The sequence below is a fragment of the Prevotella dentalis DSM 3688 genome, from assembly GCF_000242335.1.
GTDB lineage: Bacteria > Bacteroidota > Bacteroidia > Bacteroidales > Bacteroidaceae > Prevotella > Prevotella seregens.
This window is the reverse complement of the sequence record NC_019960.1, coordinates 411,045-434,470: the sequence shown is the minus strand read 5'-3', so window position 1 is coordinate 434,470 and position 23,426 is coordinate 411,045. Positions and strand designations below refer to the sequence as shown.

Genomic DNA, 23,426 nt, shown 5'->3' with positions numbered 1-23,426 from the left:
ATAGCTGCACTGGCTCTGCCATCATCACCTACGCAATAACCCGAAGAGCTTGTACACAAACTTCGTGCATATCATCAGCGTGTTGGTGTACACTCCATTGTCACGGCACGCCCGCACATCTTCACGGATGAGCGTCAGTCGGCTACCGATGTTGCGCGTACTGGCACCGCCGGTGCGCATCGTGACAAAATCCTGGGGCAGATAGCGTGCCTTGATGTGGTGTTTGAAGAACAGGCGCACCATCATTTCATAGTCGGCCCCGATGCGATAGTCCAGCCGGTATCCGCCCGCCTGCCTGTAAATATCGCGCCGCAGATAGAAAGAGGGATGGGCCGGCATGAACCCAAAGCGCAGCCAGCAAGGGCGGAACAGACGCGAAGAGTAGTAGCGCACACACTGCCCGGGATTGCCGACGTTCACAAAATGAATGTCGCCATATACAGCATCCGGCGTACCATCGGCAAAGGCTGCCACCAACCGCTCCACCACTTGGGGTGAGGTGAAGTAGTCATCGGAGTTCAGAATACCCACTACATCGCCCGTAGCTTGACGTATGCCCTTGTTCATGGCATCGTAGATGCCACGGTCGGGTTCCGACTGCCACCGGAGCCGCCCGTCGAAAGCTGGCTCAAACGACCGAATGATCGCAATGCTGCCATCGGTCGATCCACCGTCCACCACGATGTATTCGATATCTCCGTAGGTCTGGTTAAGCACCGACTGCATGGTGTCTGCCAGCGTAGCTTCACTATTATATGCGACGGTAATGATGGAAACTCTCATTCTAATTCGTTTTAGTATTAAACCCTTTTACCCGAATTTTTATTGTTCGGTTGTACAATAAATGTTTAAAAAACATGTTTTATCTATAAAAGCGCATAGCGACATGACTCTATACATACTGTTGATTTTGGGTGCACTGGGCATCAGCATGGGGTGCGGCTTCGTTGCCATACCCGTCATTCTGGACTATTGCAAGGAAAAGAAGCTGTACGACATTCCCAACTCTCGCAAGATGCACAAGACTCTCATTCCACGCCTTGGCGGCGTATCATTTCTGCCCAGCATGCTCATAGCCTTTATCCTGGCCCTGCTGGTCATGGCTTACGACCGCCAAAGCAAACTGCTCTCCATCAATCTCTGGTCCCTTTACTTCATGGTAGGGCTACTCGTTATCTATTTCGTGGGGCTCATCGACGACTTGATAGGACTCGGTGCCAACCTCAAATTTGCAGCACAGCTCATTGCCGCCACAGTGCTTCCCTTGTCCAACCTATACATCAACAACCTGTACGGACTCTTCGGGCTGCACGAAATACCATTCTGGGCCGGGGCACCACTCACTGTATTGGCCATCGTTTTCATTTGCAACGCCATGAACCTGATCGATGGTATCGACGGTCTCTGTGCCGGTCTCACAGAGATAGCTCTCGCCGGATTCATGTATGCTTTCTATGAAGAGCGCATCTACGTGTACTGCATTCTCATAGCTGGGCTTATGGGCGCACTGGTGCCCTACCTGTATTACAACCTGTGGGGCAAGGAAAGCCGCAACCGAAAGATCTTCATGGGCGACAGCGGGAGCCTCACACTAGGCTTTATCCTGGGTTTCTTATTTGTGAAATACTCCATGAACAACCCTACTGTCATGTACTATGCTCCCGAGCGCATGCCTTTCGCCATGACGCTATTGCTCACCCCTACATTCGATGTGGTGCGCGTAGTGCTCCATCGCCTGCGTACCCATCGACCTATCTTTGATGCCGACAAAAACCATATCCACCACAAATTCATGCGGTTGGGCCTCTCCATGAACCAAACACTGGTCATCATCTTGTCCTTGGCCTTGTCTTTTATCGTGATCAACCGGCTGGCTTACACAGCGGCAGGCTTCACTTTCGTCTTCATTCTTGACGTTCTTTTATACACTGCCTTGCATCTGGCCCTCAACTACCTGACGGCCCGTGCCATCAAGGAGGGCCGAACGCGATGAAAAGAATTGTCGACCTTATTCTCGCTTTCGTATGCCTCGTGGTCTTCTCGCCGCTGCTGGCTGCCTGTGCACTGGCCATACGACTGGAAGACGGACTTCCTGTCATCTACCGTCAGGAGCGCATAGGCCTGCACGGACGGCCTTTCGTTATCCTCAAATTCCGCAGCATGCGCATCGATGCTGAGCATGACGGCGAGCCCCAGTTGCTGGAAGTAGAAGGCGACACGCGACTCACTCGCACAGGTCGCTTCCTACGTAAGCACCACTTGGACGAGCTGCCTCAGCTTTGGAATGTCCTTAGGGGCGACATGGCTTTCATCGGTCCACGCCCCGAGCGTAAATACTATATCGACCAAATCATGCAACACGACCCACGCTACACTTTCCTTTATCAGATACGTCCGGGTGTCACCTCCTACGCCACGCTCTACAACGGCTACACCGACACCATGGAGAAGATGCTGCGTCGACTGGAGCTCGACCTGTATTATCTGGAGCACCGCAGCTGGTGGTTCGACACCAAAATACTGGTCAAGACCTTCCTCAACATCATGTTCGGCAAGAAATTCTAATGCCGCTTACAAGCTTCAGAACTTGCGATAGTACAGCCGCAATCGGTCGCTTACAAGCGTCAGGCGGCTGCGACTGATGGCCTCAACCCGCAACACGGGCTGTAAACTGTCGAAACCAAATGGCACCAATACCATGGAATCGGTGACCAAAGGATCCCCCCTTTCGCGATCGTTGACCCGCGCATCGCTTAACGTCAGCTTGTCGTCAACATAACTATAACGAAAAATATATTGTTTTCCCTCGTCGGCATCACGCAATTGCAGGATGCCACCCTCCACGGCCATGAACTTGCGGTCGGTATGCACATCGGCTACACCACCGGTAGCCAACGTGTCAACCGTTGTTAGCAGCCAGTTTCCACCCAGCCTGCCGTTGTCCGTCGTTTCTATTAAATCGCCACAAGCAGCTACGTTCAAGGCTGCCAACAGCAGTCCCAAGGCTTTTCCAATAATCTTCATAAGCTGAATATTCCTGATTTTGACACTGTGAACTGAAAACCGGCATTGGCTCCGAGAATGTGTCCGAAGTCCATCCCGTAAGCTCCCTGCACACACCAACCTTTAGGCAGACGGTAATTTGCTTCTACCATCAAGCTCACATTGTGGTGCTTCTTGTCGTAAGGATCACTGTAAGTACCCAATCCCTCCTGCCATGTGGCCAGCACCCGGTAGCCAAACCGATCGGTCGGCTGACCGTCGAATCCAAGATGAAAGGCTACAGAGCGGTTGTTCTTCACCTCGATTGTTCCGTCCTCATTGTAGAGAGGCGACCGATAAAGCGGATTGCCCATGACCTGCCCCCAGTGCTGCCAGCCAGTAAAAATATAGTGATTGTAGAAGTTGTCTTCGCCGCCCACGTGTTCCGACCGCCCTGCTGAGTGGTCATGGTAGATCGGACCACTCTGGTATTTGCTGTAAAGATACTCCAGCACCACTCCGCGCAGCCACTTTCCATACTTCACATTCAGCTCTGCCCCCAGCATCCAGTCCTTGAACTCGTACAGGCGGAAACGTGTCTTCTTCTTCACGTTCCAGTCCTTTCCCGTGCCGTACCCGTCGTAATCGAGTTGAAACATGGACGAATGATCCTCAAAAAATTTATCGGCATAGAGTCCAATCGCCCACGTGTCGGTCTCATAGTTCAGCCGGGCAAGCCAGCTGCCCAGAATGTCTCCGGCCTCGTTCTGATAGGCAGTGCCAGCCTCCGGTGCGTCTCCTCCACCCGGTATCAGCGCCCGCCAGTAGCTCTTCAGCCCCGACGCATTCTGTATTTTCGACAAAACTCCGTTTCCGTCAGGCGTGTAGCTCGTACCGCCAAACAGGGCAGCCGACTCAAAGCCCAGCTCCAGCGACAACGGTACAAACCGCTCCTCACTGCCTATTTTTACATAACCCGCCTTGCTGTGATAGCGCACATGGTCGGAATATTTCGACTTCATCCCGGTAAAATCGTGCTGCCACCCGTCATCGGTCATCAGTCCATAGGCGATGTGTCCTTTCAGATGCACCCACCTTCCCAAGGCAGGAATTGTCCAATAGCGGGGCAAAGCCAGTCTCACCTGGGGCACTGGCCGGGCATTGATGCCCAAGGCTTGCGCCCCACTGCTTAGCCTCTGGTTCTTCAGTTCCATGGGATATTCTTTGGCACCCACGCTGAGTTGTCCGTGCAGCCACCTCACCTCGGCAAAGGCCTGCTGCACCACCACTCGGCTCGTATAGCCTGCCGCCACGGCCATGTCCACTCCGTAGCCAACGCCCCAGCGGCGTGCCGAGTCATTGTCAACGGGGCGTACCACCTGTCCGCGCAAATAGCCGTTGTCCTTGTCGAGCGACGAAAGCCCCTGCTTGTTGGCATTGAGCCACAGCGGTGTCCGCCCTCTTGACAGCGAGCCCTGCATTTCGGCCTTGTAATGGACGTCGCGGCCCAAGTCCAACCGACCGGGCATGCCGCCCTCCTGCCAGGCATACTGTGCCACCGACGAAACGGAAACAAGTGCTGTAGCCAGCATAGAGAATAGTCGTTTCATCCTTACATCTTTTATATATTGTGCAAAGGTAAGGATAAAAACCGAGAACTTGGCAGAAACAAGAGGACTTACACCTTATTTTAATGAAACCGTTGGGTCGGAATGCAGAAAGTAATCCACAGTCTCTTTGAGCATAATATCGATCGGTGCATAGTTGACAGGCCTTGGCGACGAGCCGGACATCAGATTGTCGGCTATCGCCTTTACCGCCATGTAGCCTTGGTACTCGGGGTGTTCCTCTATCAGAAACGAGATGCTGCCATCCTTGAGCAACTGCACGTTTCGGGCATTTGTTCCATAGCCGCACACCGGTACGGTGAGCCGTCCCAGCGTCTTCAGCTGATGGACAAGCAGGTGGGCCTGCGAGTTGAAGACTGCCACAGCCCCCACGGGGTAGGCGGTAAACAGCCCGTCCAGCTCGTCGAGCGTATTGCGGCTGGGCTTACAATCATACACCCCATACACATATTCAATGTCGGGGGCGTTCTCTGCCAGATATGAGATAAAGCCACGCTGCCGCTCGAACGAAGCAATGGACGTGTCGTCGCCTACTCGTTTGGACTGCAACAGGAGCACCTTCTTGGAGTGATCCATGATGGCCGTGAGCAACCGGGCCTGTGCCTTGCCGCACTGCACGTTGTCAGGGACAAATGCTGTCAGGGGTTCAGCATTCCTCACCAGGGCATCTACAAAGATGTATTTCACGCGCTGCAAGGACAGTTGACTGGCAAAGATAAAGGTCTCGTCCGAAAAAGTGGGCCCGATAATGACGGCATCTTTCTTGTAGGAAGCCGCTGTCCTGAACGTGTTCTTGCAGGAATTGATGTCAAATTGGTTGTAAGTCAGATAAGTGGTTTGGAAAGTACACTGCACGAAATGCGTCATGGCCCGCTCTATTCCTTCCCTCACCCGATCCCAATAGTCTCCCTTATGATACTGCGGAATGATAACCAACAGCCTCACCGTCTTATGGCAGGACACACTCTTGGAATGAATGCGCTTGACGTAATGGATGCGTTCGAGCACCGCCTCAATCCTTTTCCTTGTCTCGGGCGACACCTCGCCCCGTTCGTGAAGCACACGGTCTACAGTTCCAACAGAGACCTCTGCCATCGCCGCTATGTCGCTAATCTTGTATTTTTTCATGCCTGTTGCTGTTTCTTTTCACAAATCTAAGCCTTTTTCCGCTCTGTCACAACACTTTCATGCCGTTATTTTGATTTCTGTATCACTTCTTCGTCATTTTCGCACGGAAGCACGGAAATATTTTTAATAAGGCTTAAAAATATTGGTCTGAAAAGCGGTTTAATATGCCTTTATTGCTTATTTTTGCTGCGATGGGCTTTCTAATGGCAGGAAAAACTGAAAACATCCAAAAGACACGGCAACCTGCAATGGCCGGTGTTTACGCAAAAAACAACGACCGACCCTCCGCGGACATTCCATGAAAAAAGATAAATACTGTCCTATTCACTAAAAACCAACAAGTATGAACCTAACATTAAAGACGCTATTAGCGTTAAATCTGACGTTAATATCCCCTGTCGCCATGAGGCAGGCACTTGCGCAAAGCTCGGCCCAGCAGAGTAGTGTGACGGTGACCGGCGTTGTCACCGATGATGCCGGTGAGCCCATCATCGGTGCGACGGTCAAAGTTCCGGGAACCACCAAGGGAAGCATCACCGACCTGGACGGCAAGTACACCATCCAAGTGCCCCGCGGAACTGCCATCGAAGTGTCCTACGTGGGCTACGCCACCCAGAAATTCAATGCCACCGACACCCACCACAACGTGGTGCTTCTCGAAGACAAGCGCTCCCTGGAAGAGGTTGTGGTCGTGGGTTACGGCTCTGTAAAGAAGTCCAACCTTACCTCGTCCATCTCCAAAATCAGCTCCAACGCACTCGAAGACCGTCCGGTGACCAATGTCTCGGAGGCCATGCAAGGCCAACTGGCCGGCGTCAACGCCCAGGCGGCCAGCGGCGGCGTGCCGGGCCAGGAACTCACCATGCGCATCCGTGGTGTCAATACCATCAATGGCGACTCCTCGCCACTTTATGTCATCGACGGCGTGCCCCGCGACAATATGAGCGGCATCAACCCCAACGACATCTCCTCCATTCAGATTCTGAAAGATGCCGCCGCCACGGCCATCTACGGCAGCCGTGGTGCCAATGGTGTCGTTCTGATCGAAACCAAGGAGGGCAGCGGCAAGCCTACGGTGGCTTTCAATGCCTACTACGGCGTACAGAGCCCCGAGAAAAAACTCGACCTGATGAGCGGCTACGAATACATAGCCTACAACATGTTCATGCGCAATGCCAGCCATCTCCGCGAAGGCGGCTCCATGAGCGACCCCATGACCTCACGCACCATGGGTAACCGCATCCCCGGATGGTGGAGCACCACCAACGATTTTACCGACTGGCAGAGCGAAGTGCTGCGCACTGCGCCCATCCAGAGCTACGACGTGTCGGCATCGGCCAGCGGCAGCATCGGCAATATTTACGCCTCTTTCGGCTACCTCAACCAACAGGGCATCGTGCGAAACACCAACTTCAAGCGTTACAACACCCGTGTCAACGGCGAGCTCAACATCACGAAGAGCCTGCGTGTAGGCGCCAACCTTTCTTTCTCAAGAAGCGAGCAGAATGCGGCCGGCACCACTTATGCCGGTGGTGGCGGTGGCGGCAAGGAGAGTGCCCTCCACCATTCGCTCATGACCTCCCCGCTCGTGGGCATCGGCAAGGTCATCCGCACCGACGACAATCCCAGCGGCAACCTCGCCTCTACGGAGTCGTCCACCGACTTCGGCTCCTACTGGATAGACCCGCTGGCACAGCTGGCCAAGACCAAGGACGTGACCTACAACAACCGCGTGCAGTCCAATCTCTGGGGAGAATGGAACATTCTGCCCTCGCTCACCTACAAACTGCAATACAGCCAGAACTACGACGGTGAGGAATACGACTATTTCCAGCCGGCCTCTGTCAACGTGAGCGGCTATGCCTCGGCAGGCAACAGCCATTCTTCACACACCACCACCTGGGTGTTGCAGAACACACTCACCTTCGACCAGCAGTTCAAGGCACATCATCTCAACGTCCTGCTGGGCCAGAGCGCTGAGAAAGACCGCACCTATCTCGGTTCGATGGCTGCTCTCGGCTGGCCCTACGAGAACATCGCCACGCTCAATGTGGCCTCCACGCCGACCACAGCCTCCACCACCATCACGCCCTATCGCAACATGTCCTACTTTGGCCGTGTGAGCTACAACTACGACGACCGCTACCTCCTGACGGCCAGTATCCGGCGCGACGGCTCCTCGCGCTTCGGCCAAGACAGCAAGTGGGGAACGTTCCCTTCGTTCTCGGCCGGTTGGAAAATCAACCAGGAGAGCTTCATGAAGAACGTAAAATGGATTGACCTACTCAAGCTCCGCGCCTCCTACGGCACGTCGGGTAACGACCGAATCGGCAACTTTGCCTATCTGGCGCAGCTCGGAACATACTATGCCGCCTATGGCGAAGCCAAGAACAACGGCGCAGCCGCATCCAACATTGCCAACCCTGACCTGAAGTGGGAGCAGACCGGCTCGCTCGACATCGGCTTCGACTTCTCAGCTTTCCACAACAGAGTGCAGTTCAACTTCGACTTTTACTCCAACACCACGACCAACCTGCTCTTCGACGTGCCTGTTCCGGCAGCCACGGGCTTCAACTCGCAGCTCACCAATATCGGCAAGATTCGCAACACCGGATGGGAAATCGACCTCACCACACACAACATCGTGGGGCTGTTCAAGTGGACCAGCAATCTCAACCTCTCCCACAACTCCAACAAAGTGCTGGCACTTGGCGGCAACCAGACGCGCATCATCTCCAAGCTGCACAACGACTTCCAGTTCATTACCGAGGTGGGCGGCCCCGTCTCTGCTTTCTATGACTATATCTACGACGGCGTGCTTTCGGCCGAAGACATTGCCAACGGCGTGGCCATCAGGGCCGGCGAACAGGAGGGCAACGCCAAAATCGTGGACATGAAAAAAGACGGCAAGATTACCGACGAAGACCGCGTCAACCGCGGTTCGGCGCTGCCCGCCCTCACCTGGGGCTTCACCAACCGCTTCTCCTACAAGAATTTCGAGCTCAGCATCCTGCTTCAAGGACAGTTCGGCGGCAAGGTTTACTATGTGGGCTCGCGCCACAACGACGCCGGCGGCAACTACAACCGCCGCCTCTTCGCCAACTGGTTCCACTGCTACATCCCTGACAACCTGAAAGCTGCCATCCCCACAGAGTATCTGGCCGCCCACGGACTGTCGATGGATTGGGACGGCAAGACCTCCAATCCATTCAACTGGGGCCCGCAGGATAACATCTACAGCGCCACCTATTTCCGCGTGAAGAACATCACGCTGAGCTACTCTTTCCCCAAGCGGCTGCTAGCCAAGACGCCGTTCACATCGCTCCGCGTCTACGCTTCGGCCGACAATGTGGTCAAGTTCGACGGCTACAAAGGATTCACCACCGAGACCAACACCTACGGCAACGGCACCACACAGCTGGGCGTCGACTACAGCACCTACCCGCTGAGCCGCCGCTTCACCCTGGGCCTCAACGTGACTTTCTAACCATCCATTCACCAAACCATGAACCATCTTATGAAAACAAAGCATATATTAGGTGTGGCTGCACTGGCTCTGAGTAGCCTGACGCTTGCGGGTTGCAGCGATTTCCTGTCTCCCGAACCAGAATCCACCTACACCACCAACACGTTCTATTCCTCGCAGAACGATTTCGACAAGGCCATCACCGCCGCCTATGCCGTCATGGAAGACTGCTACAAGGGCGACAAGGGCTACCTGCACTTTCTCACGGCACGCTCCGACGAGACCAACAGCATCAACACCAACCTCTACTCGGACGGGGCCGAGAGCTTCACCGACAACTCCAGTTGCTCGCCCACCGAAAAGCTGTGGAACTACATGTACCAGATGATCTCGCGCACAAACAGCATTCTGGTGCACATCGACAACGTGAAATTCTCCAACGAAACCCTGAAGAACTCCATCAAGGGCGAGGCCTACGGGCTGCGCGCCTGGGCCTACGAGACGATGGGCAAGATGTTTGGCGGCGTGCCCCTGCTCGTCGACAAGGAGTACACCGTGGCCGAAACCCACCAGGTGGCACGCTCCACCCAGAAAGAAACGCTGGAGCAGGCCGTCAAGGACTACAAGAACGCCATCAGCCTGTTGCCGTCTTCGTGGGACAGCGCCGACAGGGGGCGCATGACCAAATGGGCGGCCAATGCCGCCCTCGGCCGGCTCCTCATGTTCATGAACCAGCCCGCAGAGGCCCGTCCCTACCTGGAAGCCGTCATCGGCAGCGGCCTCTACCAGATGGCCGCCAACTATGAAGGCATCTTCAGCGACGCCTACGACAACGACCCACAGAACGACCGGCTCTGGGAAGTGCAGTATGTCGGCGGACAGTCGACCGAGGGACAGGACTACAGCGAAATGATGATGATGGAAGACTGCGGCATCGATCGTGGCTGGGCTTACCGGGGCGCATCTTCTGCCATGCAGGTGTCGACCGACCTTCTGAGCACGTTCGAGCCGGGCGACGGCCGCCAGGCATGGTTCACCGTCGACGACCTCACCGACTCCAAGGCGCGCGGCTACACCTGGTGCACTAAGTTCTGCCGTGCCCGCAAGTGGGTACCCACGTCGGGTTCCGACTGGGCCGTCAACCTGCCCGTCATCCGCTACACCGAGGTGCTGATGCTCGAGGCCGAGGCCATCAACGCCACCGACGGCCCCACGGCCACCGCCATTGGCTACGTCAATCAGGTGCGCCAGCGTGCAGGACTGCCCGCCCTTGCTTCCGGCAAGACCGACACGCAGGCCCATTTCCTGGAAGCCATCAAGCAGGAACGGCGCATTGAGTTCATGTGGGAGGGGTTGCGCTGGTTCGACCTCATCCGCTGGGGCGACATGGTGTCCACCTACCAGAAATTCTTTGCCCAGAGCGACGAGGGCAACGGACAGTATGTCAAGCAGGTGGACAACAACCGCGCCATCTTCGCCATACCGCAGACCGAGATGGATATTTACGACAATACCAGCATCTTGTGGCAGAACGACGGCTACTAAGAAGCCCTCTTTCACCGTCAAGCGGAGGAATTTCCCACCAAGGGGAGATTCCTCCGCTTGGTCTTTCTCTTCTTGCCACACCCCCCGAACCAGCTTTTCCTTTTAGGGATTTTCCCCTGCCGACATAGGGAAAAACCTTTCCCCCACCCCATGTTTTCCGCTAATTTTGCAGTGTGAAGAACGGGAAGCCACGGCCTCCCGCCTCCGACAACATCACAGAACCCTAAAAGACAGAGCATATGAAAAAGTTCATGTTAGCGCTTGCAGCACTGTTTGTCATGACAGTCCAAGCATCGGCCATGAGTTATGAGCAGGCCCGCGAGCAGGCCCTCTTCCTCACCGACAAGATGGCCTACGAACTCAACTTGACCGACGACCAGTACGAGGCTGCCTATGAAATCAACCTCGACTACCTGATGAGGGTCGACAGCTACAACGATCTCTACGGCGCCTACTGGTCGCAACGCAATCTTGACCTGAGCTACATCCTGCTCGACTGGCAGTATCGCATGTATGTGGACGCTGCTTACTTCTATCGTCCGCTCTATTGGGACGCCGGCTACTGGCACTTCGGCATCTATGCCCGCTATCCGCACCGCGACTATTACTTCTTCGGCCGGCCGGGCTTCTACGTGAGTTACCGCGGTGGCCACAGCTGGTACATGAACGGCGGGCGCAGCTGGTACCATGGCCGCAGCTTCGGCGGGCCGCGCAACGGCATGGAGCGCATGGGCATGCGCGACGGATTCAACCGGGGCGACTTCGGCCGGGGAACGCGCTTCGGCACACAGGGCAACCGCTCTTTCGGCAACGGCAGCCGTTTCGGCACACAGCCGCAAGGCCGTCCCCGCTCTTTCGGCAGCAGCAACGGCAACAACGCCCCGCGCACTTTCGGCGGCTCAATCACGCCCAGTGACCGCACATTCGGCGGCGGCAACCGCAGCTTCGGCAGCAGCAACCGCACATTCGACGGCAACAGTCGCCAGAGCAGCACCCGTGCCACGGTGACCCGTCCGAGCAGCAGCTCCTTTGGCAGCCGCTTCTCTTCATCGGCCCCCAGCCGCACTTTCACCCCGAACAACAACGGCAGCACCCGCTCGTTTGGCGGCGGCAACTCCTCTGCACCCAGCAACTCCATGGGCGTTCCCTCCACCCGCTCGGGCGGCAGTTTCGGCAGCGGCGGCTCGGCGCCCTCGCGCAATTTCGGCGGCGGCAGCCAAGCCCCGGCGCGTAGCTTCGGCGGTGGCAGCAGCGGCAACAGGCCCAGCGGAGGCCATTTCGGCAACGGACGCTAAACCCCAACCCGACGAACCGGACCGGAATGAATACAGAGAGGAACCTTTAAACAGATACAGACAGTAAGGAATCTAAGGTTAGAGAGTTACATTACAGATTAGAGAGTTACATCACGAACGAAGGGCTGCTGCGGACAACAAGTTCCGCGCAGCCTTTCTTCCATGTGGATTCCCCTGCACCGGCCCGCCATGCGTCCACGTGCTCAGAACATCAGCACGCGCACCTCGGCGTTGCCCATCCTGGGCACTTCGTTCATCGGCTTGCCGAAACAGACACTTTGAATGGCTTTGTTGATGATGCCGTGCCCCACGGCCAGCACCGTCTGGTCGGGATGGGCCACTTTCAGCCACGTCAGGAAGTTGCGCGCGCGGCTCTTCATCCGTTCCAACGTCTCAATGTCGTCGGGCCACTCAACATTCTGCAGGTCGGGAATGAACCTCCCCGTGAAGCTGCCCCAGTCGCGCTCACGCAGCAGCACCGTCGTCTCCACAGGCTTGCCGTGCGGGGCGGCCACAATCTCGCAGGTCTGCACCGCCCGTTGCAGGTCGCTGGCTACAAAGGCATCAATCGGCTCCGAGCGCATCCGCTCCCGCAATTCGCGGGCCTGCGCCCGTCCCGTCTCGTTGAGTTCGCCCTGCATCTGTCCCTGCATAATTTGCGCTTTGTTGTCCACGGTCTCGCCGTGGCGCACCAAATATAGTTTAATCATCGTTTAATCCTATTCTTAAAACGTCTTAATGGCAAAGCCATGCCTCAAGAATCATATCGCCTCGACAAACAATTCCAACTGCCGACAGGGCACTGCACTTGTCTGCTTTTGCAATTCAAAGTTGAAGACCAGAGCCTCCACCATGGCATGTCGGTTCTCTATTCTCCCTCCCCCATGGTAAAAATGCTCTCTGGTCATCACGTTGAAGCGATCCCAATAACGTTCTATCATCTCATTGGGCCTATAGTCGTTGTGGTGCCATGTCGAGAGAATGAACTTGGCCCGAGTCCTTGACAGGGCCCTGAAAAGCTCTTCTTCGTCGTGCGCCGTCCACCCATTATAATAGTCCACATACCGGCCATAGTAAGGCGGATCACAATAAATCAAGTCGCCATCCCCGGCCCGTTCTATCGTCTCCAAGAAAGAATCCTGCCTAAATTCCCACTCACTTCTGCGAATTACACGGGCTACATGATCCACCTGGTTGCATATTTTGGTGATGTAAGCAGCCGCAAACCGCCCGGGCTTCTTGCAGAAAGGGATGTTCCATTCACCACGCCGATTGAAGCGCATCATCCCGTTGAACCCCGCACGCGAAAGAAAGATGAAGTCGTAAGGACTGTGCTCGGCATTAAATCGGTCGCGCACCAGCCGATAGTGTGCATAGCCATTCTCATCGGCCTGCCGGAGCAGCCGCCCCTCCCGCTCAAGGTAACTGCGCATCGAGCAGGCCGTAATCTCTCCGCGTTGTACCGCCTGATAAAACCGAATGACATGGGGATTGGTGTCGCCAACAACGTGTGCTCCATGGAGGGGCGCGTTGAAACCCACGACCCCCGTACCCAGAAAGGGCTCTACCCAGCGGGCATCCGGCGGGGTGCCCGAGGCCAATATCACATCGTTAATCCAAGGCACGAGCTTGGTCTTGATACCTTGCGACTTTATCGGTGGAACAATCGTCGGCATGCTATTTCCCCCATTTGGTTAGAATCCGACGCTCTGCATCCAGATAGTTTTTATAGGTCTCGAGATTGTGATAACGGGGCTTCCGATGCCGGCTTTCGCAGCATCGGCCGCATTGAAGAAGTTCATCCAATAATGGTCGAACACCTCTTCGCCCAGCCCGGCAAAGGGGCCCGTGCCCTCCACAAGCCTGTCTATCTCGACAACACCGCCGATATTTCTCGTGTTTCCACTGCCCGTTCTGTCGCTGGCAATCTTCCATTTGGGCTGGACAAAGAAGACAAACTGCTCGATAACCGACTTGATCCGGTCCAGTTCGTCAAGCTGATACACCGTCCTTTCACCTTGAAGGCTGGGGCTCTGCCGGTAGAGCATGCCTATCACGAGGTGGCACTGATAGTCCTTGTAAGGATAATCGGTATTCTTCTTGACCTCTCGATTTCTGAAATAGCCCCAATAGGAGCCCAGCGTCAGCCCGTTCACCCGATTGTTGTCACCATAATAACTCGACTTGAAGTCTACGGCAAAGAGGTGCCCGTCCTCGTCCTTGAAAGTAAGGTCAGGGTAGAAATTCTGTGCCGAGGGCAGCTCCAGCACAAGCTCATAACGCCCGGCAAAGGCCTCGAGCCTCGGGATAAGGATGAGTTCGAGTATCTTCGAGACCACCTTTGTATCGTTCGTCATGGTGTATATGTTCCGGCCCACGTCTATGAATCCCTTGACTATCCATTCGCTGTCCTCGGTTTCGAGCACAGCCCTATAGGTCTTCACCTCCTCCGTGAGCAGCCTCAAAAAAGTGGTTTTGTCCATATCTGTCTGATTGTTCGCATGCGCCAGACTTCGCCATCGGGCGTCTTCACGGCAAAGGTAACACTTTGTCTGCACATACAACTACGATTGAAACGATTTTTTAGGGCATTTTTTCCATGCAATTCCCGCCGTTTTTCATCTTTTCATCGTAACTTTGCAATCAGCTCACGGCTGGTTCAGCCCTGTACAAACAGACACAACAGACCCAACAAATGAAAGTATTTCAAAGCAGCATTTTCCGTGCGCTCTGCGCCATTGCCACCGGCGCACTGCTGGTCAAGTACCGCGAAGAGACCGTCACGTGGATGACGATTACCATCGGCACCGTGTTTTTCATCTCGGGTGTCATCAGTTGCGTGGCCTGGTTCTCGGCCCGGCGCAAGAGCCCCGACGTGGAAATCTACGACGCCCAGGGCCGTCCGCTCGCCGCCCCCGCGCCGTCGTTCCCCATCGTGGGCATGGGCAGCATCATCCTGGGCGGCATGCTGGCGCTGGCCCCCAACACGTTTGTCAACGGACTGGTGTACGTGCTGGCCGCCATCTTGATTCTGGGCGCGCTCAACCTCTTCTTCAATCTGGCCACGGCCACCAAGTTTGCCCACATCGGCTGCGCCTGGTGGGTGCTGCCCGCCGTGATACTGCTCGTAGGGCTTGTGGCCGTTGTCAAGCCCAGCGCCATCGCCTCCATGCCGCTCCTGGTTATCGGATGGGGCATGATGGTCTACGGTGTTGTGGAGCTGACGAACGCCATCAAGCTGCGCCAGTGCCGCAACAGCTACGAGAAAGCACACAGCGGACCTACCATCGAAGTGGAGGCCACGACGACCGATGTGGCCGACGAACAGTAGGGACCAGCCCCGTGCGCATCCGCCCGAAACAGCCCAAGGCAGAGCCACGGCCGAGGAAGCAGCGGGCCATCACGGGAAAACGCCAAATCATTACACCGCAATGGCCGAATGATTACGGTGCAGACGCAACGCGACAACGGCGTAAAGGCATTGCCTTTACGCCGTTGTCGTTTTGCCACGAAGCCGCCATTGCGGAGCCACGGGCCGTTTACTCGTCTACGGGCACCAGTCCCTCGATGTATTTGCAGAGGATGCCGATACCCTTAACGTTCTCTCCTCCCTGCGGGATGATGAGGTCGGCATGCCGCTTGGTGGGCTCGATGAACTGCTCGTGCATGGGCTTGAGCACCTTGAGATACCGGTCGACCACCATCGAGACGGTGCGGCCGCGGTCGATGGTGTCGCGCTGAATGTTGCGGATGAGCCGCTCGTCGGGGTCGGCATCGACGAAAATCTTCAGGTCCATCATGTCGCGCAGCTTCTTGTTGAGCAGGGCCATGATGCCCTCTATGATGATGACGGGCTTGGGTTCCACGTGCACAGTCTCGGGCAAACGGTTGCACAGCAGGTAGCTGTAGGTGGGCTGCTCCACGGCACGACCCTCTCGCAGGTCGCTGATTTGCCGGATGAGCAACTTCCAGTCGAACGCGTCGGGGTGGTCGAAGTTGATGGCACGCCGCTCGTCCTCGGTCATGGCGGTGGTGTCGTTGTAGTAGGAATCCTGTGGAACCACGGCCACATAGTGGGGCGGCAGGGCCTGCACAATCTTCTTGACCACGGTGGTCTTGCCGGAACCCGTGCCGCCGGCAATGCCGATTATCGTTATCTTGTCCATATTTTAAGGAGTAAAGGAGACAGGAGTTAGAGGAGTGATGGGGTTAAAGGAGTTGTGGAGTGAAAGCAAACGCTATTGCACAGCAGACCGTCAGAGCAGCCCGATGTCCTGAAACATGCGGCGGTAGTACTCGGCCTTCTGCTCCACGCGCATGGGATAGGCGCGCGACGAGCTGGGCTCGCGGTAGAGACCGATGGCCCGGTTCTCGAACGAGAAGTCCACGTGGCCGCCCATTTTGAGGTGGCGCGCGTCGATGCCGTAGTGGGTGGTGAAGATGCTCGTGGCCAGTTGGCCGGCCGCCAGCACCGCGCGGCACCGGGGCAGGGCCCGCAGCATGCCGTCGAGGTCGGCCTGTTCCACCACCTCCAGGTCCTTGTCGGAGGCCGTGCCCGTGGTGCGGCGTATGCGCAGACAGGTGTCGAAGATGGCTATGCCGCACTCGGCCAGAAAGGCTTGCAGCTCGGCCAGCCGGTAGGTTTTGCGGGCCGAATCCACGAAGTGCATCTTGTCGCCAAAGAAGCAAAGGCCGACGATGCGCCACATGTCGTTGGTGAAATTGGGATAGTACCAGTCCATGCACCAGCGTCTGGGGGCCGGCGGAAAGGTGCCGAGCATGAGCAACCGGGCCGTGGACGGGAGGAAAGGCGTGAAAGGATGCGTCTCCACCGGGGCCTCGCCGGATATGGACGAGGGCTCGGTGACGGGGAGCTCGGGCGTTGTCCGTGTCATGTGAAACCGGCCGTTACTTCTCTTTCACCAGATACACGCACACGGGCAGATGGTCGGAATAGCCGTCGAGCCACTTGCCGCCGGCCGTGGTACGCTTTACCGAGCCCTTGTATTGCCCCTCGGTCTGGAAGAGATAGGGCATGCGCTGAATCTCGTTTTTCCAGTATTTCAGCGTCGAGTAGTCCTTGGAGCCCTTGGCATTGAGCAGGTTGGGCGTCATCACAATCTGGTCGAAGAGGTTCCACGAGCCTTGGTACATCAGAGTTCCGGTGCCTTGCTTGGCCAGCACGTTATACCAGGGGTTGTACATGTCGCCGGGCCCCACGAGGGCAATTTCCTCTTTGGCCGAGAGAATCTCGTGCATGCTCTTGTTGGTGGGGTCGTCGTTCATGTCGCCCATGACGAACACCTTGCATCCGCTGTCGGCGCGCAGCAGCGAGTCTTTCACGGCACGGGCCTGGGCGGCACCCACCTCACGATAGTACGATCCGCTGAAACGGCTGGGCAGATGGCACACGATGAAGGCCACATGCTCGCCCGCCAGCTCGCCGCTCACGGTGAGGAAGCCGCGCGTGGCAAAGTCGCTGTCCTGCTTTTCGGTGGGCACATAGGGTACGAGCTTCACGTCGCGCAGCCGGAAGAGGGCGGGGTTGTAGAGCAGGGCACAGTCTATGCCGCGGCGGTCGGGGCCCTCGATGTGGCAGAACCGGTAGTTGCGGGCCTGCAGTTCGGGCTGGGCGCACAGGTCGGCGAGCACCTTGGCGTTCTCCACCTCGGCCAGTCCGATGACGGCGCAACCCACGCCGGGCAGCGTCGAGGTGCCCATGTCGCTCAGCGCGCGGGCCATGTTGTGCAGCTTATGGCTGTATTTCAGTCCGTCCCATCGGTAGGAGCCGGAGGGCAGGAAGTCGTAGTCGCGCTTGCCTTCGTCGTGGCAAGTGTCGAAGAGATTCTCCTGATTGTAGAAGCCCACGGCGTAGACATTGAAGCGGCGCTGGGCCGAAACCGGGAGCATGGCCAGCAAGAGCAAGGCCAGGAATGCAAAGTTGATTTTAGGGTTCATGGCTTATATTTTGTGCAAATATCGCAATTAAATTCGAGATAAAGGCCTTATCGCCTGAATTTTTCGGGAAAAAGGGGCATGGAAGTAGGATATATTTCGCTAACTTTGCAAAAATATATCACTATCAATAACAACTTCAGTCAACTATGCAGACAAAGCTTATCTTGGCCCTGACGGCCTTAGGCTATGCTTCGGTGGCGTTCGCCCAAAGCGACTCGACCAATGTAGGCGAGGCCGCCTTCACGTTCACAGAGGCACAGCTGGGCGAAGACGACAACATGGAGCAGAGCATCAGCATCGTCAACTCCAATTCGAGCGTCTACAGTTCCAGGGTGGGATTCCTCTTCTCGCCCGTCAGGTTCCGCTACCGTGCCCTCAATCAGAAGTACAACGACATCTATATCAACGGCGCTCCGGTGAACGACATGGAGACGGGACAGTTCCGCTACTCGCTCGTGGGCGGCCTGAACCAGCAGACGCGCAACATGGAATCGGCCCTGCCTTTCGAAGCCAACAACTTCGCTGCAACGGGTCTCGGCGGCTCCAACAACTACGATTTCCGCCCTGCAAGCATGGCCGCCGGCCAGCGCATCACGCTCTCGGCCGCCAACCGCAACTATACCATGCGCGGCATGTACACCTACAACAGCGGGCTGAACAGCCGTGGATGGGCCCTCTCGGCCAACGTCACCTACCGATGGGCCAACCGCGGATACGTGCCGGGCACGTTCTACAACGCCCTCTCCTACTTCCTCGGCGTGCAGAAACTGCTGGGCAACCGCCACTCGCTCTCGTTCTCCACCTGGGGCAACCCCACGGAGCGCGCCACGCAGGGAGCCTCGACCGACGAGATGTACTGGCTGGCCAACGACTACCAGTACAATCCCTACTGGGGCTATCAGAACGGCAAACGCCGCAACAGCCGCGTGGTGAACGACTTCGCCCCCTCGGCCGTCTTCACCTGGGACTGGGCCATCAACGACAACAACAAGCTCACCACGTCGCTCTTTGGCAAGTACAGCTGGTACTCAAGTACCAAGCTCAACTACAACGGGACCGACAATCCGCACCCCGACTACTGGAAGCGGCTGCCGTCGAGCTACTACGACGTGTGGGGTTCCAACGCCATGAACTCGCTCCAGGGCTACCAGGACTTCCTCACGGCACGCGACTATCTGATGGGAAGCGAGGCTGCACGGCAGATCAACTTCGACCGCCTTGTCTACGCCAACCGGCAGGCCACGGCGCAGGGAGCCGATGCCATGTACTTCATTCAGGCCAAGCACAACAACGTGCTCAACCTGACGCTGGCCTCGACGCTCACCTCACGCATGACGGCCAAGAGCGTGTGGAACAACGGTTTCTTCCTGGCCCGCAACGATGCCAGCCACTATCAGACCATGTCGGACATGCTGGGGGCCGGCAGCTACCACAACATCAACTACTATGCACTGGGCACTTATGCCGCCGGGTCGGACAAACTGCAGTATGATCTGAACCGCCCGAACGCCGGGGTGGGCAAGGGCGACAAGTTCGGCTACGACTATCACATCTTTATAAACCGCGCCCAACTGTGGACCAACTACGCCGAAACCTTCGGCAGCGTGCACTATACAGTGGCTGCTCGGCTGGGCTATCAGTCGATGCAGCGCGACGGCAAGATGCGCAATGGCCTCTTTGCCGAGAACTCGTTTGGCAAGAGCCGCACAGCCGAGTTCGTGGAGGGCGGCTTCAAGGCCGGGGCCAACTTCAACCTGGGACGCGGCAACACGCTCACCCTGGGCATGGGCTACGAGAGCCACGCCCCCTCAGCCGCCACGGCATTCACGGCTCCCGAGATGAACAACGACTTTGTGGGCAACCTGCACAACGAGCACATCTTCTCCAGTGAAGTGGGCTATCAGTATCTGGGCAGCTGGTTGCATGCCAACCTCAGCGCCTACTACAACCACATTACACACGTGACGGAGTGGACGTGCTTCTACTTCGACGACATCAACAGCTTCTCCTACAACTCGCTGTCGGGGCTGCGCAAGGAGTACTACGGACTGGAGGGCGGCCTCGATTTCAAGCTGGCTTCGTTCCTGAACCTGCGTCTCATCGGCACGCTGAGCGAGGCCAAGAACATCAGTAATGCCCACGTTCGCTACATCAACTCCACGCAGGGCGTGTACAACGACGACGTGGCCCTGGTGAAAGGCATGCGTGAAAGCAGCACGCCGCTCACGGCCACGGCCATCGTGCTGAGCTATCATAAGGGCGGATGGTTCGTCGATCTGAACGGCAACTGGTACGATCGCATCTACCTGGGCTACTCGCCCTACTACCGTTACCAGAGTGCTCTGCAACGCATCGGCAGTACCGACGGCAACGGCAACCTGCTCGTGTCGCCCCAAGACAAGGGCCGGGGCGGATGGATGCTGGACGGCTCCATCGGCAAGAGCATCTATCTGAAGCATGGAAGCCTGTCCATCAACCTCATGGTGAGCAACATTCTGAACAATCAACGGATAGTAACCGGCGGCTACGAACAGAGCCGTTCGGACTACACTTCGTCGGGAAACAGCCGCATGTACCGTTTCTCCAAGAATCCAAAGAAGTATTATGCCCTCGGTGCCAACGGCATGCTGAACATCGCTTACAAATTCTAAACCGCAACAAGACAATGAAGACATTCCATCATATCATGGTGCTGGCCCTGGCCTGCTGCGTGGCCACGGGCTGCATGGACGGCGACTGGGACGCACAGCAACCGACAGCCGAGCAGGCCGGCGTGGGCAACAAGGACATCGACGAAAGCAACATCATCACCATTGCCGAGCTCAAAGACCGCTACAAGACGGCCATCACCACCGACTATCGCGACGGCAAGGCCTATGCTCAAGTCGCTGAAGACACGAAGATCAAGGCCATGGTGACGGGCAATGACATCCAGGGAAACCTCTACAATGAGCTGGCCGTGGCCGACGCTACGGGCGGCATCGTCATAGCTGTAGCCGAGGGAGGTCTCTTCGGCACACTGCCGGTGGGGGCCGAAATCATCATTGACCTCAAGGGACTTTACGTGGGCAACTACGGTTTGCAGGCCGAAATAGGCACGCCCTACACCAATGCCAGCGGAGCAACCTACGTGAGCCGCATGAGCCGCGCGCTGTGGAACCAGCACTTCCGCCTCACGGGCAAGACGCAAACTGTGGAGCCTGTCGCCTTCGACAAGAACTGGAAACCGGCCAATGACGGGCTGACCTACGGCGGCCGACTGGTGAAACTCACCAACGTGTCACTGAAAGGGGCAGACGGCAAGGCCACCTACGCCACACCCGGAGGCGGTGGCGGCTCGAAAAGCGTCTACTTCAACGAGTTGGGCAACAGCGTCATGCTCTATACAAGCAACTATGCCGACTTTGCCGCCAACCCTCTGCCCACCGGCAAAATCAACGTAACGGGCATCATGAAACGGTACAACAGAACCTGGGAAATCATCATCCGCACGCTGGATGACGTGGAAGAAGTAAAATAATAAAACGAAGATACGATGAAAAAATTGATTCAGTACGCATGCGCGCTGGCCCTGGCGGTCATGACGCTGGGCAGTTGTGAGGACGTCCCCATGCCCTACAACGGCAACTACAACGGCAACGGCACAACCCCCGAAACCACAACCGACCCCATCGGCGAGGGTACACTGGCGTCGCCCTACAACGTGGCCAAGGCCCTGCAAATCATCAAGGCCGGAACCTACACCTCGGCGAAGGTGTATCTGAAAGGCATCGTCGCCAAGATGGGCGAGGTTAGCACACAATACGGCAACGCCACCTACTTCCTGGCCGACACCAAGGGCGGAACCACACAACTGGAAGTTTATCGCGGCTATGCCCTGAACGGGGCGAAATTTGCCACGGGCAACGAGATTGCCGTGGGCGACACACTGGTGGTCTATGGCGTGCTCACCATGTACAACGCCACGCCCGAGGTGACCCAGGGCAGCCAGATTGTCTCCATCAACGGCAAGGGAAACAACAGCGGCGGCGGCGGAACGGGCGGCACCGCAGCGCCCGCCGGCGAGGGTACCGAGGCCTCACCCTACAACGTGGCTAAGGCCCAACAACTCATCACCGCCGGCACTTACACCAGCGACAACGTGTATGTGGCCGGCACTGTAGTGGGTACTCCCGAGATCAGTACCGAGTATGGCAACGCCACCTACTATATATCCGACGACGGTACCGAGGCCGGAAAGCTCGAGGTTTACCGTGGCTACGCACTGGGTGGAGAGAAGTTTACGGCCACCGATCAGCTGAAAAACGGTGACAAAGTGGTGGTGCTGGGAGCACTAATCAACTATAACGGTACCCACGAGATTGCCAAACAGAACAAGATTGTGGAGCTGAACGGCAAGAAAGCATCCTCTACAGGCGATACCCCGAACCCGCCCACGGGCGGCACAGTCGTCACCATCGACGGAACGACAGTGACCGCTACGGCCCCGAATGTGACAGCCGGCAGCACCACTGTAACCATTGATCTGAACACGCTGGGGCTGGCCAATGCGGCCGATGTGGGCACCGTGACCCTCCCGGATGGCTCCACACTGACCTTCGCTGCCGGAACAAACACCGCCGCCCCGAAGTTCTACACAGCCACTAAAGGCGTGCGCGTGTATGCCAACAACACCATCACGTTTGCCTGCAAGACCAAGATTGCCAAGATTGTCTTTACCTGCGACACCTACAACGGCACCAATTATGTGGGCAATGACACGGGAACGGTGAAATTCGACGGCACAAATGCCACCTATACCAACACTTTCTCGACAGACAAGGGCGGTGTGCAGCTACGCGTTCAGACCATCACCATCACCTACGCTCAGTAGCAGAACGCACGACTTGAAGCAACAGAACGCACGATTTGAAGCAACAAAGTGCATGCCTTAAAGTAATAGAGCAAACGCCTTGAAACAAGGCAAATACTCATAGAAATATTTGGCGGGCTGCAGAATTCTTTGTAATTTTGTGCCCGCTTATTATTATATGAGCTTCCAACGTACACATTACAAACATCAATAGAGCATTAAAATGAAAAAAGGTATTCATCCCGACAACTATCGCCCCGTCGTATTCAAAGATATGTCCAACGGTGATATGTTCCTGACGCAGTCCACATGCAAGAGCAACGAGACTGTAGAGTTTGAAGGAGAAACTTATCCTGTGGTTAAGATTGAAATCTCCAGCACCTCACATCCGTTCTATACGGGCAAGAGTAAGCTGGTTGATACAGCCGGTCGCGTAGACCGCTTCATGAACCGTTACGGTAAGTTGAAGAAGTAATACTCGACATACATTCCACTGTATATACGAATTACAGAGTGCGGTCGGACGTAGTTGCATATACGTCCTGTCGCACTTTTTTTATCCCCTGCACGCA

20 protein-coding genes are annotated in these 23,426 nt (G+C 56.5%); 10 read left to right on the top strand and 10 right to left on the bottom strand.

Translation table 11 applies throughout. The annotated features are described in order from the left end of the window. Positions 1 to 24: 24 nt before the first annotated feature. The gene (locus tag PREDE_RS01760; protein ID WP_005843911.1) at positions 25 to 783 is read right to left on the bottom strand and encodes a glycosyltransferase family 2 protein; all 759 of its coding nucleotides are present in this window, start codon (positions 781 to 783) and stop codon (positions 25 to 27) included. A 103-nt stretch (positions 784 to 886) separates the two neighbouring features. Here PREDE_RS01760 and PREDE_RS01755 point away from each other — a divergent pair, with 103 nt between their 5' ends. After that, positions 887 to 1,993, top strand: a complete 1,107-nt coding sequence (locus PREDE_RS01755) for an MraY family glycosyltransferase (RefSeq protein ID WP_015298375.1) — start codon at positions 887 to 889, stop codon at positions 1,991 to 1,993. Next, positions 1,990 to 2,565, top strand: a complete 576-nt coding sequence (locus PREDE_RS01750) for a sugar transferase (protein ID WP_005843915.1) — start codon at positions 1,990 to 1,992, stop codon at positions 2,563 to 2,565. Before PREDE_RS01755 ends, PREDE_RS01750 begins: the two co-directional genes overlap by 4 nt. A 15-nt stretch (positions 2,566 to 2,580) precedes the next feature. Here the strand turns inward: PREDE_RS01750 and PREDE_RS01745 are convergent, their stop codons facing one another. From PREDE_RS01745 to PREDE_RS01735, 3 genes are all read right to left on the bottom strand, one after another. After that, the gene (locus tag PREDE_RS01745) at positions 2,581 to 3,024 is read right to left on the bottom strand and encodes a lipocalin-like domain-containing protein (RefSeq protein ID WP_005843917.1); all 444 of its coding nucleotides are present in this window, start codon (positions 3,022 to 3,024) and stop codon (positions 2,581 to 2,583) included. Beyond that, positions 3,021 to 4,592, bottom strand: a complete 1,572-nt coding sequence (locus PREDE_RS01740) for a capsule assembly Wzi family protein (RefSeq protein WP_235777468.1) — start codon at positions 4,590 to 4,592, stop codon at positions 3,021 to 3,023. Before PREDE_RS01740 ends, PREDE_RS01745 begins: the two co-directional genes overlap by 4 nt. 75 nt (positions 4,593 to 4,667) lie before the next feature. Continuing rightward, positions 4,668 to 5,738, bottom strand: coding sequence for a substrate-binding domain-containing protein (locus tag PREDE_RS01735; protein WP_005843921.1), 1,071 nt, complete (start codon positions 5,736 to 5,738; stop codon positions 4,668 to 4,670). A 403-nt stretch (positions 5,739 to 6,141) separates the two neighbouring features. On the opposite strand from PREDE_RS01735, the gene PREDE_RS01730 reads away from it, so the two are divergent. From PREDE_RS01730 to PREDE_RS01715, 3 genes are all read left to right on the top strand, one after another. Beyond that, entirely contained in the window at positions 6,142 to 9,225 is a 3,084-nt protein-coding gene (locus tag PREDE_RS01730) for a SusC/RagA family TonB-linked outer membrane protein (protein WP_235777469.1), read from the top strand. A 30-nt stretch (positions 9,226 to 9,255) separates the two neighbouring features. Beyond that, positions 9,256 to 10,749, top strand: a complete 1,494-nt coding sequence (locus tag PREDE_RS01725; RefSeq protein WP_015298374.1) for a RagB/SusD family nutrient uptake outer membrane protein — start codon at positions 9,256 to 9,258, stop codon at positions 10,747 to 10,749. Between the two features lie 239 nt (positions 10,750 to 10,988). Next, the gene (locus PREDE_RS01715; RefSeq protein WP_005843927.1) at positions 10,989 to 12,044 is read left to right on the top strand and encodes a hypothetical protein; all 1,056 of its coding nucleotides are present in this window, start codon (positions 10,989 to 10,991) and stop codon (positions 12,042 to 12,044) included. Positions 12,045 to 12,247: 203 nt separating this feature from the next. Here PREDE_RS01715 and PREDE_RS01710 read toward each other — a convergent pair whose 3' ends face one another. The 3 genes from PREDE_RS01710 to PREDE_RS01700 are packed head-to-tail and all read right to left on the bottom strand — an operon-like array spanning position 12,248 to position 14,527. After that, the gene (locus tag PREDE_RS01710) at positions 12,248 to 12,754 is read right to left on the bottom strand and encodes a histidine phosphatase family protein (protein ID WP_005843929.1); all 507 of its coding nucleotides are present in this window, start codon (positions 12,752 to 12,754) and stop codon (positions 12,248 to 12,250) included. Positions 12,755 to 12,805: 51 nt separating this feature from the next. Next, positions 12,806 to 13,720, bottom strand: a complete 915-nt coding sequence (locus PREDE_RS01705; RefSeq protein ID WP_005843931.1) for a DNA adenine methylase — start codon at positions 13,718 to 13,720, stop codon at positions 12,806 to 12,808. Positions 13,721 to 13,738: 18 nt separating this feature from the next. Continuing rightward, positions 13,739 to 14,527: a type II restriction endonuclease gene (locus tag PREDE_RS01700; RefSeq protein ID WP_005843933.1), complete on the bottom strand. Its 789-nt coding sequence runs from the start codon at positions 14,525 to 14,527 to the stop codon at positions 13,739 to 13,741. Between the two features lie 212 nt (positions 14,528 to 14,739). Between PREDE_RS01700 and PREDE_RS01695 the strand changes: the two genes are divergently transcribed. Next, entirely contained in the window at positions 14,740 to 15,375 is a 636-nt protein-coding gene (locus PREDE_RS01695; protein ID WP_005843937.1) for a DUF308 domain-containing protein, read from the top strand. Between the two features lie 208 nt (positions 15,376 to 15,583). Here PREDE_RS01695 and udk read toward each other — a convergent pair whose 3' ends face one another. The 3 genes from udk to PREDE_RS01680 form a co-directional block, all read right to left on the bottom strand. Beyond that, on the bottom strand, positions 15,584 to 16,210 hold the full coding sequence (udk, locus tag PREDE_RS01690; RefSeq protein ID WP_005843939.1) for a uridine kinase: 627 nt from the start codon (positions 16,208 to 16,210) through the stop codon (positions 15,584 to 15,586). Positions 16,211 to 16,300: 90 nt separating this feature from the next. Then, the gene (locus PREDE_RS01685) at positions 16,301 to 16,825 is read right to left on the bottom strand and encodes a uracil-DNA glycosylase family protein (protein ID WP_044126883.1); all 525 of its coding nucleotides are present in this window, start codon (positions 16,823 to 16,825) and stop codon (positions 16,301 to 16,303) included. Positions 16,826 to 16,952: 127 nt separating this feature from the next. Continuing rightward, entirely contained in the window at positions 16,953 to 18,002 is a 1,050-nt protein-coding gene (locus tag PREDE_RS01680) for an endonuclease/exonuclease/phosphatase family protein (protein ID WP_005843944.1), read from the bottom strand. 146 nt (positions 18,003 to 18,148) lie between these two features. Here PREDE_RS01680 and PREDE_RS01675 point away from each other — a divergent pair, with 146 nt between their 5' ends. The 4 genes from PREDE_RS01675 to PREDE_RS01660 all read left to right on the top strand — a co-directional run bounded on the left by PREDE_RS01675 (position 18,149) and on the right by PREDE_RS01660 (position 23,329). Then, a complete protein-coding gene (locus tag PREDE_RS01675) occupies positions 18,149 to 20,653 on the top strand; it encodes a TonB-dependent receptor (protein WP_005843947.1) in 2,505 nt (834 codons plus the stop codon). Between the two features lie 14 nt (positions 20,654 to 20,667). Then, positions 20,668 to 21,522 carry a DUF5689 domain-containing protein gene (locus tag PREDE_RS01670; protein WP_005843949.1) on the top strand — a complete coding sequence of 285 codons (855 nt, stop codon included), beginning with the start codon at positions 20,668 to 20,670 and terminating at the stop codon, positions 21,520 to 21,522. 15 nt (positions 21,523 to 21,537) lie between these two features. Further along, a complete protein-coding gene (locus tag PREDE_RS01665) occupies positions 21,538 to 22,875 on the top strand; it encodes a hypothetical protein (protein ID WP_005843950.1) in 1,338 nt (445 codons plus the stop codon). A 202-nt stretch (positions 22,876 to 23,077) separates the two neighbouring features. Then, positions 23,078 to 23,329 carry a type B 50S ribosomal protein L31 gene (locus PREDE_RS01660; RefSeq protein WP_005843953.1) on the top strand — a complete coding sequence of 84 codons (252 nt, stop codon included), beginning with the start codon at positions 23,078 to 23,080 and terminating at the stop codon, positions 23,327 to 23,329. Positions 23,330 to 23,426 lie beyond the last annotated feature (97 nt).

Bases quoted from the DNA above. Each gene is read 5' to 3' on its own strand.
- PREDE_RS01745 (WP_005843917.1), bottom strand. From the start codon at position 3,024: ATGAAGATTATTGGAAAAGCCTTGGGACTGCTGTTGGCAGCCTTGAAC.
- PREDE_RS01705 (WP_005843931.1), bottom strand. From the start codon at position 13,720: ATGCCGACGATTGTTCCACCGATAAAGTCGCAAGGTATCAAGACCAAG.
- PREDE_RS01680 (WP_005843944.1), bottom strand. From the start codon at position 18,002: ATGAACCCTAAAATCAACTTTGCATTCCTGGCCTTGCTCTTGCTGGCC.
- PREDE_RS01700 (WP_005843933.1), bottom strand. From the start codon at position 14,527: ATGGACAAAACCACTTTTTTGAGGCTGCTCACGGAGGAGGTGAAGACC.
- udk (WP_005843939.1), bottom strand. From the start codon at position 16,210: ATGGACAAGATAACGATAATCGGCATTGCCGGCGGCACGGGTTCCGGC.
- PREDE_RS01675 (WP_005843947.1), top strand. From the start codon at position 18,149: ATGCAGACAAAGCTTATCTTGGCCCTGACGGCCTTAGGCTATGCTTCG.
- PREDE_RS01755 (WP_015298375.1), top strand. From the start codon at position 887: ATGACTCTATACATACTGTTGATTTTGGGTGCACTGGGCATCAGCATG.
- PREDE_RS01695 (WP_005843937.1), top strand. From the start codon at position 14,740: ATGAAAGTATTTCAAAGCAGCATTTTCCGTGCGCTCTGCGCCATTGCC.
- PREDE_RS01660 (WP_005843953.1), top strand. From the start codon at position 23,078: ATGAAAAAAGGTATTCATCCCGACAACTATCGCCCCGTCGTATTCAAA.
- PREDE_RS01710 (WP_005843929.1), bottom strand. From the start codon at position 12,754: ATGATTAAACTATATTTGGTGCGCCACGGCGAGACCGTGGACAACAAA.
- PREDE_RS01750 (WP_005843915.1), top strand. From the start codon at position 1,990: ATGAAAAGAATTGTCGACCTTATTCTCGCTTTCGTATGCCTCGTGGTC.
- PREDE_RS01665 (WP_005843950.1), top strand. From the start codon at position 21,538: ATGAAAAAATTGATTCAGTACGCATGCGCGCTGGCCCTGGCGGTCATG.
- PREDE_RS01685 (WP_044126883.1), bottom strand. From the start codon at position 16,825: ATGCTCGGCACCTTTCCGCCGGCCCCCAGACGCTGGTGCATGGACTGG.
- PREDE_RS01670 (WP_005843949.1), top strand. From the start codon at position 20,668: ATGAAGACATTCCATCATATCATGGTGCTGGCCCTGGCCTGCTGCGTG.
- PREDE_RS01760 (WP_005843911.1), bottom strand. From the start codon at position 783: ATGAGAGTTTCCATCATTACCGTCGCATATAATAGTGAAGCTACGCTG.
- PREDE_RS01730 (WP_235777469.1), top strand. From the start codon at position 6,142: ATGAGGCAGGCACTTGCGCAAAGCTCGGCCCAGCAGAGTAGTGTGACG.
- PREDE_RS01725 (WP_015298374.1), top strand. From the start codon at position 9,256: ATGAAAACAAAGCATATATTAGGTGTGGCTGCACTGGCTCTGAGTAGC.
- PREDE_RS01740 (WP_235777468.1), bottom strand. From the start codon at position 4,592: ATGAAACGACTATTCTCTATGCTGGCTACAGCACTTGTTTCCGTTTCG.
- PREDE_RS01735 (WP_005843921.1), bottom strand. From the start codon at position 5,738: ATGAAAAAATACAAGATTAGCGACATAGCGGCGATGGCAGAGGTCTCT.
- PREDE_RS01715 (WP_005843927.1), top strand. From the start codon at position 10,989: ATGAAAAAGTTCATGTTAGCGCTTGCAGCACTGTTTGTCATGACAGTC.